The sequence below is a fragment of the Psychrobacter sp. M4 genome (assembly GCF_055699795.1).
In genome coordinates this window covers 3425978-3445261 of sequence record NZ_CM146740.1, presented here as the reverse complement: position 1 = coordinate 3445261, position 19284 = coordinate 3425978, and the positions used below count along the sequence as shown (strand labels likewise).

The 19284-nt window shown below is 41.6% G+C and carries 13 protein-coding genes; 10 read left to right on the top strand and 3 right to left on the bottom strand.

The window, feature by feature from the left end; translation table 11 throughout:
- Positions 1 to 176 precede the first annotated feature (176 nt).
- From ACR63N_RS14465 to ACR63N_RS14455, 3 genes are all read left to right on the top strand, one after another.
- Positions 177 to 1418 (top strand): homoserine kinase, encoded by a 1242-nt coding sequence (locus tag ACR63N_RS14465; protein ID WP_367107499.1) that lies wholly within the window; start codon positions 177 to 179, stop codon positions 1416 to 1418.
- A gap of 229 nt (positions 1419 to 1647) precedes the next feature.
- Complete coding sequence (locus ACR63N_RS14460; protein ID WP_367105401.1) at positions 1648 to 1968, top strand: hypothetical protein; 321 nt, start codon at positions 1648 to 1650, stop codon at positions 1966 to 1968.
- On the top strand, positions 1969 to 2889 hold the full coding sequence (locus ACR63N_RS14455) for a class II glutamine amidotransferase (protein WP_367105402.1): 921 nt from the start codon (positions 1969 to 1971) through the stop codon (positions 2887 to 2889).
- Here ACR63N_RS14455 and ACR63N_RS14450 read toward each other — a convergent pair.
- Together ACR63N_RS14450 and ACR63N_RS14445 are read right to left on the bottom strand one after the other, a co-directional pair.
- Positions 2886 to 3428, bottom strand: coding sequence for a YchJ family protein (locus ACR63N_RS14450; RefSeq protein ID WP_472782230.1), 543 nt, complete (start codon positions 3426 to 3428; stop codon positions 2886 to 2888). The genes ACR63N_RS14455 and ACR63N_RS14450 overlap by 4 nt on opposite strands.
- A gap of 24 nt (positions 3429 to 3452) precedes the next feature.
- Positions 3453 to 4169 carry a metal-dependent hydrolase gene (locus tag ACR63N_RS14445; protein WP_472782229.1) on the bottom strand — a complete coding sequence of 239 codons (717 nt, stop codon included), beginning with the start codon at positions 4167 to 4169 and terminating at the stop codon, positions 3453 to 3455.
- A gap of 131 nt (positions 4170 to 4300) precedes the next feature.
- Here ACR63N_RS14445 and ACR63N_RS14440 point away from each other — a divergent pair, with 131 nt between their 5' ends.
- Together ACR63N_RS14440 and acnA are read left to right on the top strand one after the other, a co-directional pair.
- The gene (locus tag ACR63N_RS14440) at positions 4301 to 5314 is read left to right on the top strand and encodes a DUF3025 domain-containing protein (RefSeq protein ID WP_472782228.1); all 1014 of its coding nucleotides are present in this window, start codon (positions 4301 to 4303) and stop codon (positions 5312 to 5314) included.
- A 254-nt stretch (positions 5315 to 5568) separates the two neighbouring features.
- On the top strand, positions 5569 to 8355 hold the full coding sequence (acnA, locus tag ACR63N_RS14435; RefSeq protein ID WP_472782227.1) for an aconitate hydratase AcnA: 2787 nt from the start codon (positions 5569 to 5571) through the stop codon (positions 8353 to 8355).
- 39 nt (positions 8356 to 8394) lie between these two features.
- Here the strand turns inward: acnA and ACR63N_RS14430 are convergent, their stop codons facing one another.
- Complete coding sequence (locus ACR63N_RS14430; protein WP_367105407.1) at positions 8395 to 8550, bottom strand: hypothetical protein; 156 nt, start codon at positions 8548 to 8550, stop codon at positions 8395 to 8397.
- Between the two features lie 252 nt (positions 8551 to 8802).
- Here ACR63N_RS14430 and ACR63N_RS14425 point away from each other — a divergent pair, with 252 nt between their 5' ends.
- The 5 genes from ACR63N_RS14425 to ACR63N_RS14405 all read left to right on the top strand — a co-directional run bounded on the left by ACR63N_RS14425 (position 8803) and on the right by ACR63N_RS14405 (position 19255).
- On the top strand, positions 8803 to 13590 hold the full coding sequence (locus tag ACR63N_RS14425; RefSeq protein ID WP_367105408.1) for an NACHT and WD40 repeat domain-containing protein: 4788 nt from the start codon (positions 8803 to 8805) through the stop codon (positions 13588 to 13590).
- Positions 13591 to 14003: 413 nt separating this feature from the next.
- Positions 14004 to 14273: a type II toxin-antitoxin system Phd/YefM family antitoxin gene (locus tag ACR63N_RS14420; protein ID WP_472782226.1), complete on the top strand. Its 270-nt coding sequence runs from the start codon at positions 14004 to 14006 to the stop codon at positions 14271 to 14273.
- Positions 14274 to 14597: 324 nt separating this feature from the next.
- Positions 14598 to 17126, top strand: a complete 2529-nt coding sequence (locus ACR63N_RS14415; RefSeq protein ID WP_472782225.1) for a TonB-dependent siderophore receptor — start codon at positions 14598 to 14600, stop codon at positions 17124 to 17126.
- Between the two features lie 184 nt (positions 17127 to 17310).
- Positions 17311 to 18030: a Fe2+-dependent dioxygenase gene (locus ACR63N_RS14410; protein ID WP_472782224.1), complete on the top strand. Its 720-nt coding sequence runs from the start codon at positions 17311 to 17313 to the stop codon at positions 18028 to 18030.
- Positions 18031 to 18043: 13 nt separating this feature from the next.
- Positions 18044 to 19255 (top strand): alpha-hydroxy acid oxidase, encoded by a 1212-nt coding sequence (locus tag ACR63N_RS14405; RefSeq protein WP_367107493.1) that lies wholly within the window; start codon positions 18044 to 18046, stop codon positions 19253 to 19255.
- Positions 19256 to 19284 lie beyond the last annotated feature (29 nt).

The window sequence follows — 19284 nt, the reverse complement described above, 5'->3', positions numbered from 1 at the left end:
GGGTCTTTCGCCTTATAATCAATTCAATCATAGGCGCTAGTCTAGCAAAATCAATGCTATATCAGGCAGATTTTTGCAATATTAATGTCCTCTTGACCGAAGTTTTCTCCTACAATAGGCGATTAACCGAAAAACCCTTTTACCACCTTTTATTTATTCGTTAGAAGTGAGATGTCATGTCTGTTTATACCCAGTTGAGCCAAGACCAGTTTACTGCCTTTTGCCAAAGCTTTGGCGTCTCTTTTGCGCGCGCCGTGCCCATCACCCAAGGCATTAAAAACTCCAACTGGTTTATTCAGACAACAGCCGATGCCGAGGGTGACTACTCTTATGTGTTTACTTTATATGAAGAGCGTCCACCTGCTGATATTGAAAAAATGGCGATTATTCTCAATCAATTAGAAGGTAAATTGCCTGTCGCCGCGCCGCTGGCTATCATTGATCCCGATGATTCAGATACCAAAACGGATAAACGCTACGTGATTCATTATGAAGATAAAGGTATCACTTTAGTGCCGTGTCTGGCAGGCGCGCATCCCAAACAAACCACGCAAGCGATGTGCTACGAGATTGGCGCAGCCCTAGCTATGCTGCACGAAACTTTGCAAGCATTGCAGCCTGCTCAGAATTATGGCGTGCCTTTATATCCTTGGAGCGAGGTGCGCGACCGTGAAATACAGTTTATGCCAAGCGATGAAGCCAAACTGATGCGCGATATTTGGCAGTCCTATGATGATCTGCCACTTAATGATTTACCAAAGGGTTTATGCCATTTAGATATGTTTGCTGACAATACCTTGTGGGATCTAGAAAAAGGCCGCGAGGCGCTCACAGGACTCTTGGACTTTACTGAGGTCAGCGTTGAGCATTACGTGATGGATATCGCCATCACTATCAATGATTTTTGTACGACGTGGGGCGATGCTGAACAAGGCGAGAGTGTTAGTTTTGATCGGCAGAAAATGGCCGCGTTCTTGCAAGGGTATGAGTCTAAAAAAGCACTTAATGCTGACGAAAAAGATGCTTTGCCCGTCATGCTTGCCAAGGCCGCAGTAATATTTTGGCTATTGCGTCTTAACGTTATCCATTATAACCGTACTGAAGGCCGTACTGGCGATAATATTATGGTCAAAAACCCTGACCTGATGAAACGCCTTGCTGCTTATCACTGGTCCCATGTAGAAAAAGCACGAGATACGGTGTTTGTGCTGGGACATACTCGTTATAAAGACGACAACAGAGACAATGAGGTAGAAGGTTTTAAATTAATCGGCGTATTTAACAGTGAAGAGCAAGCACAAGCAGCACTTGACCAATTAAAAAGCCAGCTAGGATTTAAAGACTATCCGAATGGTTTCTATATTGATGCTTATCCGCTAGGTCAAATCAACTGGTCATCAGGGTTTGGCAACGATTAAGAAATCAGGAACTACGAATCGCAAACGTATGCTAATAGTAATATAGATAACCTGTTGATTGGTAAAGAATATACACTATCAATGAGTATCACTTTATCATTAAGGCGTATTGACATTGACTCTACTTGTTATTAAAACCTTGGTGACTCTCTCGTTTTTGAATTCTGCTGCAAACCGGACAGTCGCTAATCGTGTATTACCTGATACTTTTACCTCCAAGGAGGATTCTATGAGCAACCAAGTCGATAATTGGCATAAACTGGCTCGCTATGACACCAACATGCAAGGCGAGCTCAATGCTAATTTACTGCGCAATAACGGTATTATGGTGTCCTTGCAACCGCTTAGCGCGATACCGGGGATGAATTCAGGGATCGTGTTATGGGTCGAAAAAGGTGATTTGGCGCAGGCTGAGCGTATCTTAAATAGCGTAAATGCTGATATCGATGGTGAGGCACTGCTCAATAGTATGAGCGATGCCGAGCTTGGTATCGTAGCTGATACGCCGATAAACCGTACAACATCAGACAATAAAGGCGGTAATGTTTAAATGTGTCAACTCTTAGGAATGAACTGTAATACCCCAACCGATATTGGCTTTAGCTTTGCAGGCTTTCGCAAACGCGGCGGCATGACCGATAGTCACGAAGACGGCTTTGGGATTGCCTTTTTTGAGCGTAGTACTTGCACTACTAATAGTGCGGGTGACAGTACCACTAACAATGATTCGACTGGTCTGCGTCTATTCCACGACAATCATCCTAGTCATTTGTCACCAGTCGCTGATTTGGTCAATAATTATCCGATCAAAGCGATGAATGTCATCGCCCATATCCGTAAAGCCACGCAAGGTCAAAACTGTCTTGCTAACGCCCATCCCTTTGTACGTGAAGTCTGGGGCGAGCAGTGGGTATTTGCCCACAACGGTCAGATGAATAGCGAGTTTATTAAACGCTGTCAGCGCCTGCAAGATAATGGTAACGCCTCGCATTGCCAGCCGGTAGGAAATACCGATTCAGAAGTGGCGTTTTGTTACCTTATTAATCGGCTAAAAAGTACCTTCAAATCGCGTCCCGATGATAAGACACTATTTAACTTTTTAACCACGCAGTGCCGTTATTTATCTGCCAATGGTCTGTTTAATTGTCTTATGTCTAATGGTCGTTGGCAGTTGGCTTACGCAGGTAGCCTGCTGTTTTATCTGACGCGTCAAGCGCCATTTGGCGAGGCTAAGCTGGCGGACGATGATTTGATAATTGATTTTAGTGATGTAACCACTGATACCGATAAAGTCACTATCTTGGTGACCGTGCCTTTGACTGAAAATGAGAAATGGCAACAGCTGGCAGTCAATGAATGCCTGATCTTCTCTGAGGGCGAGGTTATCTTTAAAGACAGCCCGAGCCAGCGCAAGTTTTTGACCATTGAGGAAGGGATTGCTATTGCAAGATCGGTTGGGGCGAGTGTTTAGGGATAAGTCCCACAACACCGCTTAAACTTCTCTCCAGACCCGCAAATACACGGCTGCTTTTGCGTCACGCTCATCTTCACTGTTGGGTCTAAAAAGTACCAGCGTTCAGAGTTAGCCTTATCTTTTACTTTCACAAAAGTAGACAACTCATGATGCGCTGGCAAACCTTCGACTGTATGCTTAGAGTCATTAAAAAAAGCCTTAAATTCAACCTGCGCGTGACGCTTGCCCAACTTTGGCGTGTGCTTAACAATTTCTAAACCTGCCCAATCCGTCTCTCTTGCCCAAGTCTCAATCGCTTGAATATTAAGCAAGTTTTGCTGCGCGGGCAGGGTGGTTTTGACGATGTAATCAGGCAAAACCTGCACAAAAGCACTATAGCGAGTACGCATTAATCGCTCCGCATTTTCGGCCTTTATACCGTCCGCTTTATCAATATCATTGTGATAAGGTTGGCAGCAGTCGCTATAAGATAGTGACGTTTGGGTAGCAGCTGAAGGGTTGATTTGACACGGGCAGAGTTGGGTTGAGGTGTGCATAATTTGTTCTAACTCTCATCTATTTTAGTACAACATATTTTCTAGCATGGTTGGCAGCATACCAACTTTAAGCTGCGCCCAAGGCGTAGGACTGCTTATCTGCTGCCAAAAAGGCTCAAAAGGCGGCGCAAAATACACGAGTAGCGCCAGCAACACATATAACGATAAATACCACCATTTATCCTTATGCTGATAAAACTTCATCGCCGTACCTGAAGAGCGTTTCATTTTCATATTTGATAAATTCACACTATACAGCTCATCGAGCAGCAAATGCACCATTGCTCCGCTAAATAGAAATAATCCATAAAACCAGCTGGCGGTTAACGGCGCTTGCAGCAGGTAGTAGCTCAAACATGTCAGCCCTAGACCCAATATCGCCATATAGGGGACGGAATGGATAACCCCGCGGTGCACGGTCATAGTGGTAAACACGTAGAACACGACATAGCGCATAAACCCGTAGCCTGCCAGCCATAGAGTCATCAAAGCCAATAAACTCAGCTCACTGCGCCAATGCATAACCAGACCAAAGGCGAAGACAAAAGAGATGATATTAAAGCCAAGCTTAATCGGCGTTGAATTATCTGAGTCCAAATCGGGCAACAGGCCGCCCATGGTGCCGAGCACCACGCACATTAAAAACCCAGAATCGTCGATCAGTCCTGCTTTATAAACGGTTAAGCTTGCTACTCCACTTGCCATAAAAGCGACATTTAAGTGGGTATTAAAATTTGCCATAGAAACTCAATGTAGATGGGATCAAAAGGGCGTTAACCCGTCTGCCTAGCGGCAAAAAAGCGCTCTATGATACCATAGCTACGCTGCAAAAAAGCTGAACATAATCCACACGTTTGATAAAGATACTAGCTATGAGCATTTCTGGTTTACGTAACAATAGACAACATAAAGAGTCATCTGTTATTGACAAAGCACTCGATGATAGTTTTGCTAATATTGACTGGCAAGCACCTTGGTTGGTTCATTTAAATCAGCTAAATTATTTAAGTAAAGCCATACAGCGGCTGAGTAATACAAATCAGCAAATAGATACCTCAACTAATGATAACCAACAAGTAGATATTATCGCTGGGGTGTTAAATAAAGGGTTTTTAAACACTGCGTTGAAGCAGCCCAGTCAGAATCTGCAAACTTCGTTACCGACCACCAAGCCAACTCCAGAAAACCAAGCGCATACTCTAACCTTCGTCTCCCAAAGTGCACTCCCAGAGGGCAAGGCGTATGAGTACTTTATCGCCGCTACTGGCAATATCCCGACCCGTGATAATCTACATGATTTATTCAACGGTAGCATTTGGCTGACCTTTCCTAAGACTAAAGCGCTGCTCAATTACTATCATATGCTAGAGATTGCTAAACAGGATATCGGTGATGGCCGGGGACGTGTGCGCGACACCATTACGGTGTTTGATGAGAACGGCGCTATATTAGTCACCTCAAACCCTAACATTGGTAAAGCGTTAATTGATTTTGATTGGCAAGAAAGCTTGGTTGCGCCGCGAGAGAATTGGGACGATCCAAAGTCGCCTAGCGCAGACGCAAGCGCTGCCGTCTATGTTTTTGGACATGCGCTGCTTGAGCAATTAGTGACTCCGCGTAAGCCGTTGTGCGCCCATAGCGTGGTCATCAACGTGAGCCAAGATTTCTTTGCCTTGTCACTGCCTAAGCGTATAGCGTTTTTAGACGATAAACTGGCCAACTATATGGACGGGTTACTATCACAAGATAACATTACACCGCGTCACTTATCGCCACTACCTATCTTAGGCGTACCGCATTTCTGGGCTGAGAACGCTAATACTGACTTTTACGAGGACGCTTTTGTATTTCGTAGTGGCCGCCGGAGGGGTGGAGTAAATATCTAGGAAATTGGTTATCAAGCTATTGTGCAGTTACGATTCTGCCACCATTTGACTACGCCCAGTCGTTAACAAAGTCGCACTTATTTGTTATGGTAATAGCACGTTACTGTTAATGACTAGCGTTTCACTTATAGTTTTTGTTAACAAAACTGTATAAACCTATAGCTAGTCTATTTAGAGCATAGCGATTGTATAGCCACCCGTTATAATAATAATTTTATAACCTCTTATAAATGAATGAGATAAGGAAGCTACCCATGAGTGATATTTTTAATGTAAAAGACAAACTCTCTGTCGATGGCAAGGAACATGCTTACTATAGCCTACCTAAATTGGCCGAGACTTACGATAACATCAACACATTACCGTATTGCATGAAAGTGGTTCTTGAGAATCTACTGCGCAACGAAGATGATGGTCAATCTGTTGGCAAAAATCACATCGAAGCGGTTGCCAATTGGGATGCCAAGGCTGAAGCCTCAAAAGAGATCGCTTTTATGCCAGCGCGCGTGGTGTTGCAAGATTTTACAGGTGTGCCGTCAGTCGTTGATCTTGCAGCAATGCGTGATGCGGTAGTCGAGCTTGGCGGAAAGGCTGAGCAAATTAACCCGTTCATTCCCAGTGAGTTAGTAGTTGACCACTCAGTACAGGTGGATGCTTATGGCCGCGAAGATGCACTTGATTTGAATGAGAAGATTGAATTTAAACGTAATAATGAGCGTTACGAGTTTTTGCATTGGGGCAGAAACGCTTTTGAAAACTTCGTCGTCGTACCACCAGCGACTGGTATTGTGCATCAGGTGAACCTTGAATATTTAGCACGCGTGGTTATGGCCGCAGATGTGAATGGTGAGCTGACCGCTTATCCTGATACGGTGTTTGGTACCGATAGCCACACGACAATGATCAATGGTATTGGCGTCCTAGGTTGGGGCGTAGGTGGTATTGAAGCCGAAGCGGCGATGCTAGGTCAGCCTTCATCAATGCTCATCCCGCAAGTGGTCGGGTTTGAGATGACCGGTAAGCTCAACGAAGGCGTTACTGCGACGGATTTAGTATTACGTGTCGTCAAAATGCTACGCGAGCATGGTGTAGTGGGTAAATTCGTTGAATTTTATGGCGAAGGGTTACACCAGATGCCACTAGCGGATCGTGCAACTATTGCTAATATGTCACCAGAATACGGTGCGACTTGCGGTATCTTCCCAATTGATCAGATGGCGATTGATTACTTGCGTCTCTCAGGCCGTGAAGAGAGCCAAATCAAGCTAGTTGAAGAGTACGCCAAAGCTCAAGGCATGTGGCATGATGAGAATACACCCGCAGCCACTTATTCAAGCAACCTGCATTTAGACTTATCGTCAGTTAAGCCTGCGCTTGCCGGTCCTAATCTGCCGCAGCAACTTATCAATTTGTCTGATATGCATAAAAAGTTTGGCGAGACACTAGATAGAATGACCAAAGATCGCAAATCAGAAAGAGACGGCAAAGTACGCTTTGACCAAGAAGGCGGTGAGCAAGAGCAAGCGGATAGACTTTATGCCAAACCTAATGTCTTCTCAGATGTCAACATCAACGATAAAAGTCATAAACTGCGTGATGGCTCAGTTGTCATTGCAGCGATTACTTCTTGTACTAATACCTCAAACCCTGCGGTAATGATTGGTGCTGGACTTGTTGCCAAAAAAGCGGCAGCTAAAGGTCTAACCGCCAAACCTTGGGTCAAAACCTCATTAGCCCCTGGTTCTAAAGTCGTCACCGATTATCTTGAGAAAACCAAGCTGATGGACGAGCTGGAAAAAACAGGCTTCTATCTAGTCGGTTATGGCTGTACGACTTGTATCGGTAACTCAGGGCCACTGCTTGAATCTATCGAAAAGGGTATTGAAGAAAAAGATCTAGTCGCCGCAGCGGTACTCTCTGGTAACCGTAACTTTGAAGGTCGTATTCACTCACACGTGAAAGCAAGCTATTTGGCTTCACCACCATTGGTAGTCGCTTATGCGCTGGCAGGTACGGTTGACATTGACTTAACCACACAGCCACTAGGTCAAGACCAAGATGGTAATGATGTCTTCTTAAAAGATATCTGGCCGACGTCAGAGGAGATCAACGAGCTGATCGCCAATAATATCGACGCTGATATGTTCCGTAAAAACTACGGCGAAGTATTTGACGGTAGTAAAGCATGGAACGCTATTAGCTCAGCGGACAGCCAGTTGTATCCATGGGATGAAGGCTCTACTTATATCAAAAACCCACCGTTCTTTGATGGTATGACCATGGAGCCAGAAGGCATTCCCGATATCGAAGGCGCGCGTATTTTAGGTCTATTTGGTGATTCAATTACCACTGACCATATCTCGCCTGCTGGTAATATCGATCCTGACTCTCCTGCGGGCAGATACTTGCAAAACCGCGGTGTGATGGAAGAAGACTTCAACAGCTATGGCTCGCGTCGCGGTAATGACGCAGTTATGTCACGCGGTACTTTCGCCAATATCCGTATCAAAAACCAGATGATGGATGGTAAAGAGGGCGGCTATACGTATTACTTCAAGGGCGATAATGCCACATTAAAAGACGGCGAAGAAATGGCTATCTATGATGCGGCGATGAAGTATAAAGAAGACAAGCGTCCGCTAGTAGTCCTTGGCGGTGCTGAATATGGTTCAGGCTCAAGCCGTGACTGGGCTGCCAAAGGTACCATCTTGCTTGGTGTAAAAGCGGTATTGACGACTTCGTTTGAACGTATTCACCGTTCAAACCTAGTGGGTATGGGCGTACTGCCATTGACCTTTAAAGAAGGCGAAGACGCAAACACCTATAACCTCGACGGTTCAGAAGTGATTAGTATTAGCGGTCTTAACAATGGCGAGAGCAAAACTGCTCAAGTTACTGCTACTCGCGCTGACGGCTCGACAGAAAACTTCGAAGTCAACGTTGGCTTGCAGACGCCAAAAGAGCGCGAATACGTTCGTCATGGCGGGGTACTGCACTATGTATTACGTCAATTAGCGGCTGAGAGCAAAGACGCTGCGTAATGGTTTAACGTAGTTAGAATAATATAAAGCTCAGTCTCCTTAAGTAGGGGACTGGGCTTTTTTTGTGGGTGTAGGTTTTTTAGGATAGCGGAGCTTATCCTGCTTTTTGCTTGTATCTGCCAGTCTAGGCGAGGCGGGCATTATGGTTTGAGCCGTTCCTGTTGCCTCGATACCGCCTCCAGCCACAGTCTGCAACGCGCCTAACCTGTCAGGATATTCGCTATAATCAAGGCTAGCGGTAATATCATGCTTTTATTGATATTTGTCGTGTTTGAATCAGGTTTATTTTGGGAAAACTATCTATATTAGATTAGGTAGAGAGCAGTAATAAATCTATCCATATTACGATTAAATATATTAATGTAAAAAAAAGTAAAAAATGTAATTAAAATGTACTAAGATGCGATATACAGTTTAATAAAATTACTACTCAAAAAGAGGCACTATATGCTGGATAAAAAAATAGAATACTTGGATATTGTTACTCAAACACTCATGGACGAGGAGTTATTAGGTAATACTGTTTTAAGACAGTGGCAAGTAATTACTGATCTAATAAAAGAGACTAGAAACCTCAATCTTGATAAAACTATACTTATGAATGCCACTGAAAATGAAATGAGCAAAGTCACACCTTCTAACTTTCGTAAACGTATCAGTATGCTCAATCAGGAATTTGAAGAAAATGATTTAGGTATAAACATTGAAAATGATAAAAACAATGTAATTATCGTCATCGTTCAAGAAAAACTTAGCGCAAATATCAATCAAAAGACTGCTGATTTTATAAAACAAAGCAATGTTCACAATGAGCTGAACAACGATAAGTTTGTAGCACCAAAAGCTAGTCCAAAGCTCAACGAAACCAAAAGACAGGTATTATTCAGTTATTCATGGGAGTCAGATAAAGACGAGCTTACCATTCAGCGAAAATTTGCAGATATGCTAGAAATTGGACTTAATAACCCACCTGCTAAATATAAAGACAGTCATAGAGTGTCTTTATTTATTGACTATAAAGGTTTTGAATTGGGTGAAAATCAAACGGAACAGCAAGATACTATGTGTCAAATTACACCTGTTGCTGTTGTCTGCTACACTCAGAAGTATCTTTATTCTAAAGCTTGTCAACGTGAGATAGACTACTATTTATCAGAAGAAGGTCGAAATATTGTTAATCGTCGTGCTATTGTCGTGCCATTTGATTGTTCATACGGTGATATGGATAGTAGGTTTCAGCAGAATCTTGCACTCTCACCTCCTAATACGTTCACTAACGGTCTAGATTTTTTTGATAGCGCATCACTTGCTGACAAGAAGGTCTTCATCAATCAATTGGTCGAAAATATATATGATTGGTTTGATAAAAATCCAGATCCACCAAAGTTTGATAAACATTACGATGTTAAGAAAACTCTACGTGATACGGGAAACAGTGTAGACCTATCATCTGAAAAGCCAGAGTTTTTGAAAGGTAATACTCAACAGCATCAATATGAGGGAGCAATTGATATTGTTGACTATATGTATGGGTGGGCAACTGGTATAACTGGTAAAGAAACTCGGTTATTTTATTTACTTGGTGACTTCGGTTCGGGTAAATCGACAAGCTGTCAGATGTTAACTAAAAAATTGATGAGCAACTATAATCAGCAAAAGCCTGAAAATCGTCCTGTTCTTCCGATCTACCTAGACTTAAAAAAGTTGCTCAACGCATTTGGCAAACAAGAAGATATTGTTACTCAATCTGTGAATAATTTGCTTGAAACTATGCTGAGTATAAGTGGAGTCAATAACAATGTATCAGGCGATACTATTATTCAGTTTATTAAAGAATACCCTTGTCTTTTAATATTCGATGGCTTCGATGAAGTGGGTCAAAAGCTTAATGCGAAGCAACAAACAGGTTTGCTTAATAAGTTGATAGAAATATTTCCTAAAAGTGTCTATCAACAAGATCTCGAACGTCTTCAAGTAGATGGTAGTCTACAGGAGCAAACTACGGTACCTATCAATTCACGTATTCTAATAAGCTGTCGTACACACTTTTTCAAGAGCTATGCAGAACAAGAAGCTTTTCATCAGCTTTATTACCGCAATGAGACTAGTATTAGCGCTGGCGAAACTAAGAATTATCAAATCTACTATTTGCTTCCTTTCACTAAAGAGCAAATTCAAGGCTATCTTGTAAACTGGCTTGGTAAAGAAGATGCAGAAAAAGCAATGACATTCATCAATAACGTTCATGATTTATCAGGGTTATCTGAACGTCCCCTGATGTTAAACCTTATTCGAGATTTGTTACCAGAACTACAAGAAGAGTTCAAAACTAACCCCCATATAAATGCTTCAACACTCTATAAACTATTATTCGATAAAGTCGGATATCGTGACAACGAAAAACATCTCATTCCTCTAGATGAAAAGCGTAAATTGCTAGGGCGTTTTGCCTTATATCTTTGGCAACAAGGTGTTACTACCTTGTATGTAGAAGATTTAGACAATTGGATTCTAGAGCATCGAGACGATTATCCACAATTAAACATCAAACTCAACTCAGGTCAATATGATCCAGAACTGATACTACAAGACTTACATAATGCTAGTTTATTAGTCAGAGATAATGATGATGAGTATCGTTTTGCACATACATCATTTTTAGAGTTCTTTGTAGCTGTAGGTATATTCGATAATGTTATTAGTTCAGATAACTTAGAAAAAGGTTTTGACTCTATATTCACTCGGGAAAACCTTAGTTATGAGATTGCTCAGTTCTTAATAGATTGGCGATTGGCTAGTCGAGAAGTTGAACAAATTAAATTCGATCAAAATTGGCAATTGCTCCAAAAAGCTGAGAGTAGTGTTTCCGCTCGGCAAATAGCATTCGATATCTGGTACTTTACTTATTATAAAAGTCAGAATTTTACTACTCTAGAAAGTCCTAATTGGCAGTACCTGACATTTTATAAACTCGAATTTAATTTGCACTTAGAAAGCAATCCTTTGGATCTAAAAGAAATAAACTTACTGGGAGCTAATATTAAAGAATGTGATTTTAGCTTCGTCAACTTTTCAAATATAAATTTAAAAAACGCGTATTTAGGACAAAATAAGTTTGAACGTTGTATAGCCGAAAATGTTTCATGTAATCAAGCTAGCTCTTATGAAAATAGATTCTATCATTGCAAGATATTAAAAGAATTGCAGAATAAAATCATAGTATCATCAAATATGATAATTCCATCTTCAAACATTAGTTTAAGCGAGCCTCTACCTAAATATCAACAACTAATAAACGAAACAATAGATGCTAGCGCGTTTAGTTTACATCCAAATGGTAATCAGCTTTTAATAGGAGGAAGTACTGGTGCTAGTATTTGGGAAATTGGCAAAAGTAGTATAGTTTGTACTCATCAATTTGCTAATGGAAGAAATATCAAGAGCTGTGAATTTCGCTCTGATGGTTCTCAAATAATTATAATGGACTATGAAGAAGTTCTGGTGTATGAGCTAAATGAAGAAAAAATTAAAATTCTATATACTTTTCGTCCTGAAACTCTTGTAGAGAAGTGTCGATTTAGTACCGATTACTCTAGAATATTGTTGGATGGAAGATACGGTGCTTATATTTGCGAAGTAAAGGAAGAGTTTACATGTGTATATAAACATGATGATATTGAAAATGTTACGAATTACGAATTTAGTCCTGATGGCTCTCAAATAATGCTGTTGAATTATGAAGGATTTAGTATAGAAGATACAGAAGAAGATGGTAATACTTATTTTCAACGTTTTGATAAAAGACATCGCGTGTATGAATGTAAATTTAGTCCTGATGGCACTCAAATATTATTAGGTGGTGTAAATGGTGCTAGTATATGGATGATAAAAGATAAAAGCTTAGTTTGTACTTATCAATTTCCTGACAAAAAAGTTGTTCGAAGTGTACAGTTTAGTCCTGATAGCAATTTAGTATTATTAGGAGGTATTAACGAGACTAGTCTTTGGGAAATGAAAAATAATAAATTTATTTGCATTCATAAGTTTGCTAAAAATCAAAATATTACAAGCTGCCAGTTTAGTTGCGATGCTACTCAAATAGTTTTAAAGAGTCAATTTAACGAAGTTAGTGTATGGAAAATAAATAAAGAAAGAATTGATTGTACTCATCAGTTTAATAGAAAAACACATATACAAAACTGTCAGTTTAGTCCAAATGGAAAAAATCTATTAACTGGAGATTATAATGGGCTTAGCATTTGGAAAGTGCAAAGAAACGAACTTATTCGTTTTAAGTATCTTGAAAACCTTCCTTTTATTCGAAATTGTCAATTTAGTCCGGATAGTTTAAAGTTAGTTATAATAGACATTATTGGTAAAGCTAGCCTCTGGAAGATTGATGGAGAAAATGTTGAATGTATTAAAGAAATTACAACTGATAAAGAGGTTCAAAGCTGTGAGTTTAGTCCAGATGGTTCACGACTACTATTGAGTAGTACAAATGGAGCTAGTCTTTGGAACATAGAGGATGAAGCTATGGTCAGTTTAGATAGCTTTGCTGATGTTCAAGATATTGAACATGCTAATTTCAATTCTGATGGTTCTCAAATATTACTAATTGGTAGCATTGGTGCCAGTATTTGGAACGTAAGTGAAGATGTTGTTAACTGCATTCATCGATTTGATAATAAACATTTTGACAAAAGTTCTCAATTTAGTCCCAATAGAAACCATTTACTAATGGTTGGTATTAGGGGGGCTAGTTTATGGGAGCTAAATTCAGAAAAAATTACTCTCCTTCATCAGTTTGCAGCTGAACAAAACATTAGAAGTTGTCATTTTAATAGGGATGGTACCAAACTATTTTCAGGAGGAAGTGAAGGAGTTAGTATCTGGTCAGTGAGGAAGAAAGCAATTAATTTTGTAGATCGCTTTGCTAAAAATCTAAACGTCTCAATTATAGATTATAGTCCAGATCTCAGTCTCATTGCTGTTGTAAGTTCAGATCATACTTACGTTTATCACTTAAATAATGATAGTGTGGAACTGAAAAACATAATTCAGTTATTTGATGATAGTGTCATAAATTATACAGACAGTAGTTTTACAAGTATTGATTCGATACAAGGTAAAGCTTGGAAGTACTTGTATAATAAAGTTACTTGTATAGACGGTAGCATTGAAATATTGCCACCAGATACTCATCCAGATTGGGATAGAGCTTATAAAGGATAGATACGATCAATAAGTATACAACGGTTTATAAATTTATAGAGCAATAATAAGCTAAATCAGAAAGCTTATACCACTCAATGATATAAATTAAATTAACTATCAGTGCGCTGGGCGCACCCTACGACTTATACAACTAGAATTGGTTAAAATCTACTTCTGGTTAGCATTTTGTATCTCATTTTTCGCTATTTTTGAGAGACAAAGCATGAATTTGAAGAAGGCACTGGCAGAACCTCTACACTTTATTCCTTTGAGCCATTGATGGAGTTGGTTAAAGTTTGAGCAAGCGCAATCTACTGATTTTTTACCTGCCATTCAATTAACTATATCTTGTCATCTTTTAAGAATAAACTAAGGCTATAGACTAAGTTGTTTAAGCTAGTTTATACAAGCTACAGAAAGAGGATATCTTTATGACTAATCTAACGCCAGTAGAGACTAAATCAATCAACATTCATGAAGCAAAAACACACTTATCACGTATCATTGAAGATGTGAAGCTACTAGGTCAACCCGTTATCATTGCCAAAGCAGGTGTGCCACAAGTAAAGCTCGTACCTCTAGATACGCAGGTAACTAAACGTAAAATGGGAACTTTAAAAAATAGTATCAGTATTCCCGACAATTTTGATCAGGCATTTGATAGCGAAATTGCAGAGATGTTCAATGGGAGCCATCTGTAATGTACTTGCTAGATACTTATAATTCATAAAGACCCTTTTGACAGACTGCTACTTGTGCAAGTAAAACTTGAAAAATTAATATTATTGACCGCCGATACTTTTATCCTATATTTTTTATTTTCTTAAATCTACTGTCACTAGCCCTTAGTAAATAGTCATGAGAAAACAATAATCCTGCCATCGACACATAGATTCACCATATAAAAACCTAAATTAATCCTTGTATGAGCATTAAACTTTATATAGAATACGAATCGTTCTCATTAACGTTATCTTTTCTATTGTTTTATTTGCCGCATATGCCAATACTTAAGGGATTCACTCATGCCAAAAAGCCGTAATCACACTGGACAGCCTGTTACTACTGCCGCCTGTACGTCCATCACTACCACGCGCAAATCATCATTATCTACGCTATTGATGATGGCATCAGCAGTCCCTTTGTCTTCACTATCAAATATGGCCAGTGCAGCTTCGGTAGACAGTGTAGCTGGGATATCGACGCCTCCCTCCAATTATAGCAGCGCTAATGCCACTGCTGATGAGGCATTGCCCAGCACTACCTTAGAGGCGATCACAGTAACCGCTGAGCCTGATGCTGATTTTAAAGAGGACTATTTAGCCAATACTAAATATATTCAGCCTTTGGTCGATACGCCGCAAACGATAACGGTAATTACTGATGAGCTGATTGAAGAGCAAAAAGCAAACAGTTTAATCGATGCACTACGTAATACCCCAGGGATTACTATGCAGATGGGTGAGAATGCCAATAGTAACGAAGGCGATGCCATTAGTATGCGCGGGTTCTCTGGCAATAGCTTGTTTTTGGTAGATGGCGTACGTAACGTAGCACCGGTGAGCCGTGATACTTTTAACGTCGAATCTATTGAGGTCACCAAAGGCTTAGCGGGTGCTGAGCTTGGACGCGGCGCGGTAGGCGGCGCTATCAACATCGTGACCAAAAAACCCAAACCTTATACTGAATATGAAACTGAGGTCAGTGTCGATACTGAGGCCAAAACTCGGGTAACCGCGGACTTGAATCAGCCGCTAAATGAGAATTTTGATGGTCGTTTAAACCTCATGTTTGAAAAAGGCGACGCGGTTGATCGTGATGAGGTCGATGTCGAAAAATACGGGATTGCGCCTAGTATCACTTGGGGTGCAGATACGCCAACTCGAGTCACAGCCAGCGCTCAGTTGCTACGAGCGCGTGATACTCCTGAGAGCGGTATCCCAACGATAGGGATGGATGGTTATTTTCGTGGTCCGACCAATTATACGGTTGATGACTTTGACTTCTCCCAGCTTGATTATTCTTTGATCGATGCCTCAACGCCACAAGAAGCTGTTGACCTTTTAAACAGAAGTAACGCAATACTAAATGCTGCCCCCAAAGTAGATGATGAGAACTATTACGGCAATAAAGATGATTATGACGATGTCGATAGCGACGTTTATAGCGTATTTGTAGAACACGATATCGATGACAATACCTATCTAACTAACACCACTCGTTATGCTAGAACCACTATGGATCGTCGGACTTCCTCACCTTATTTAACTTACAATACGCCGCTCAATATTCGTAGAGGCGGCAATATCTTAGAAGCTTACGAGAATTTAGCAAACGCCAATATAGATATTGATAACCGAGATACATGGCGCATTGGCGCTATTCGCCAAGGGGTAGATCGAAAAAATGAAACCTTTGCCAACTTGACCAATATCAATATCTTGGATGTGAAGACTGGTTCGCTAAGTCACGACATCACAACTGGCGTGGAGTTTTTAAAAGAGCAACAAGAGAATAATGTATTAACCTATTCTTCATTGGGTGATAACTTCCCTAATCTATACAACCCTGATCCAAGCATGCCGCAAACTGATTTGGTTCGAACGGGAGCCACTACCAAGGGTGAGACCAAAACCATGGCCGCTTACCTCTTTGATACGGTAGCGCTAAATGAGCAGTGGGATGTGATGCTCGGGGGCCGTGTAGATAACTACGACACTGATTTTGAAGAGAATTTGGCCGACGGTAGTTCTCGTGATTTAAGTGATGGTGGTACGCTGTTTAGTTACAAAGGCGCGGTGGTATACAAACCTACCATAAACTCAAGCGTCTATGCCAACTACGGACGAGCTGAAACCCCGCCAGGTAGCGAAAACTTTACCTTTGGTACTACAGGGCGTGACGAAACTAATCCCAATGCGAATCCTGTTTTTGATCCACAAAAAACCAATAGTTGGGAGATTGGTACTAAATGGAATGTGTTAGACGAGCGCTTATTACTTGGCTTGTCGTATTATCATACCAAACATAAAGATGAGCTGGCTGAGGCCGATGACAATGGTAACTATATCCAGTTTGGTGAGCGCGAAGTTAAAGGCGTAGAGTTCTCGGCGCAAGGGGAGATTACGCCAGATTGGCGTGTCAATTTAGGTATTCAAACCATGGATACTGAAATTACAGATGGCGGTGCTAATAGTAGCCGTTACGGTATTGGCTCCTCTGCCCGCTGGTCGCCAGATCTCACTGGTACTTTATGGACCAGTTACGATTATAGTGAGAAATTTACCTTTGGCGGCGGCGTGCGTTATGTTGATGAACAAAAACGTTTGACCGATCCGAATGTAGATGCAAGCGAAACGCCTATGCCCGTAATTCCAGATTATTGGACGGTAGATGCTTTTGCCTCTTATCGTATCAACGATGCCTTATCAGCGGACTTAAACGTCTATAATTTATTCGATGAGGATTACATTGATAGCTTAAACATTCAGGGCGTGCGTGCTGTCAAAGGCGAGCCTTTAAATGCTATGGTTACCTTAAGATATTTATTCTAACTTTGCCTGAAAATCTATTATAGACTCTATAAAACCTAATAGTTTTATAGAGTCTGCTTGTTTAGAGTATTTTAGAACATATACTTTAACTACCCAAATAGGCTGTGGCTTTAGCCCAGCATTTTGCATTTATAAAGGTTTAAGCTGAGTCAAAACTATTATTTTTAACTAAAAGGTATTTACGGTGCTACAAATCCTCGAAAAAGTGCTCGATGATAATCAGCGACAGCAGATTATCGATGCATTGACTCAAGACAACGACCACTGGCAAGACGGCAAGCTGACCGCTGGGGCAAGCGCAAAAGAGAAGAAAAACAACTGGCAGCTTAGCCGCGATCATCCAGCTTATGCAGCGCTTGCTAATATAAGTATGGCTGCCCTTAAAGCCCATCCGGTTTTTATGTCCGCAGCTTTGCCAAAGACGTTTATGCCGCCGCTATTTAGTCAGTATGGAGTAGGGCAAGAGTATGGCTTGCACGTCGATAATGCCCTGCAAACCCATCCTGATACCCAGCAGTGGCTGCGTACAGATTTATCGTTGACTTTGTTTTTAAATGCTCCTGAGGATTACGTAGGCGGGGAGCTGGTCATAGCTGATGACTACGGCGAGCACGCTGTAAAGCTGGCGGCAGGTGATGCGGTACTCTATCCCTCTACCAGTTTGCACCGGGTCAATAGCGTACAATCTGGTCAACGTCTAGCGATGGTCACTTGGGTACAAAGCCTCGTTCGTAGCGATGAGCAGCGCCAGATATTACATGACTTAGATATTAGCCATATCTTGCTACGTCAAAAGCTACAACAGCTTAATCATCAAGCGATCGATAATGGACTGGTTGCAAAAGAGCTGGATAACCTTAATAAAAGCTATCATAATTTATTACGACTATGGGCAGAGTGTTAAAAAGGGGTGTGGAATGTCAACCAAACCAACAAATTCTAACCCACCGTCTATGACTGAACGTTGGCAACCTGTTTGGGCGCAGATTCCCAGTCACATTGTTACTCTAAGCGATTATGAACAAGCAGCGCGCCTGCATCTGCCGACTGCGATGCAGGCCATATTGTTTGAAAACAACTTAGCGCCCAACAATTCTTACAGCAACGCTAGTGCTTTAGATAATAAACGCTGGCTGCCGCGGATGCTTGATCCCAAACTTATTGATCTAAGCTGTCATTTGTACAACCCGCACAGCGCTGTCGCCTTAGATATTAGATTACCGCATCCGCTTTGGTTATCACCGGTTGCCCATCAAGGTCTGTATCATCCGCAAGCGGAAAAAGCCACCTTTGAAGCGGCTAACCTGCTAAATACTCCTTGTATCTTTAGCTCGCAAGGCAATACTCTATTTACTGAGTTACTGCCAAACACTACTGTTGCCAATGCCGTGCAGTGGTACTGGCAGTCGCTTCCTCAACAACCCACTCAGCCATCCAGCCTACAATCAAGTCAGACAAACAATAAGCAAGCTCGTCGTGACTATAATTTGCAGTTGATTGAAAAATTGGCTGCGCAAGGTATGCAATTATTAGTGATTACTGTCGATGCGCCGCATAGCGGGGTACGAGCGGTGAGTCGGCGCGCGCAGGTGATACTGCCAAGCTATTGTCAGGCTATCAATTTGCCGCAGAGCAACCATATAAATGGCGCCCATGCGGCTCAAGGCATCAATGACTTATTGGCGCAAGCGCCAGATTGGGCGGATATAGAATGGCTACTGACGCGTTGCCCAGTGCCGGTATTATTAAAAGGTATATTACATCCAAGTGACGCTAAAAGAGCGCGAGATATAGGCTGCGCGGGTATTGTTGCCTCTAATCATGGACAGCGGGTATTGGCCGATGCTATTGCTGTGGCTGACATATTGCCTGAGCTGCGTCAAAGTGTGGGCAATGATATGGTTATTATCGCTGATGGCGGCGTGCGCTCGGGTAGCGATATGGCCAAGCTGATCGCTTTGGGCGCTGATGCGGTCGGTATTGGTCGAGGTTATATTTATGGTTTGGCATTGGCAGGCGCGCTTGGCGTCGCTCACGTCAATAAGCTGTTGCTTGAGGAGCTACAAGTGACGATGGCGACGCTTGGTGCGGCGAATATGCAAGCTTTAAGAGAGTCGATGCTGCGTTAGGATACTTTGCATACTCAAAGGCTTGATTG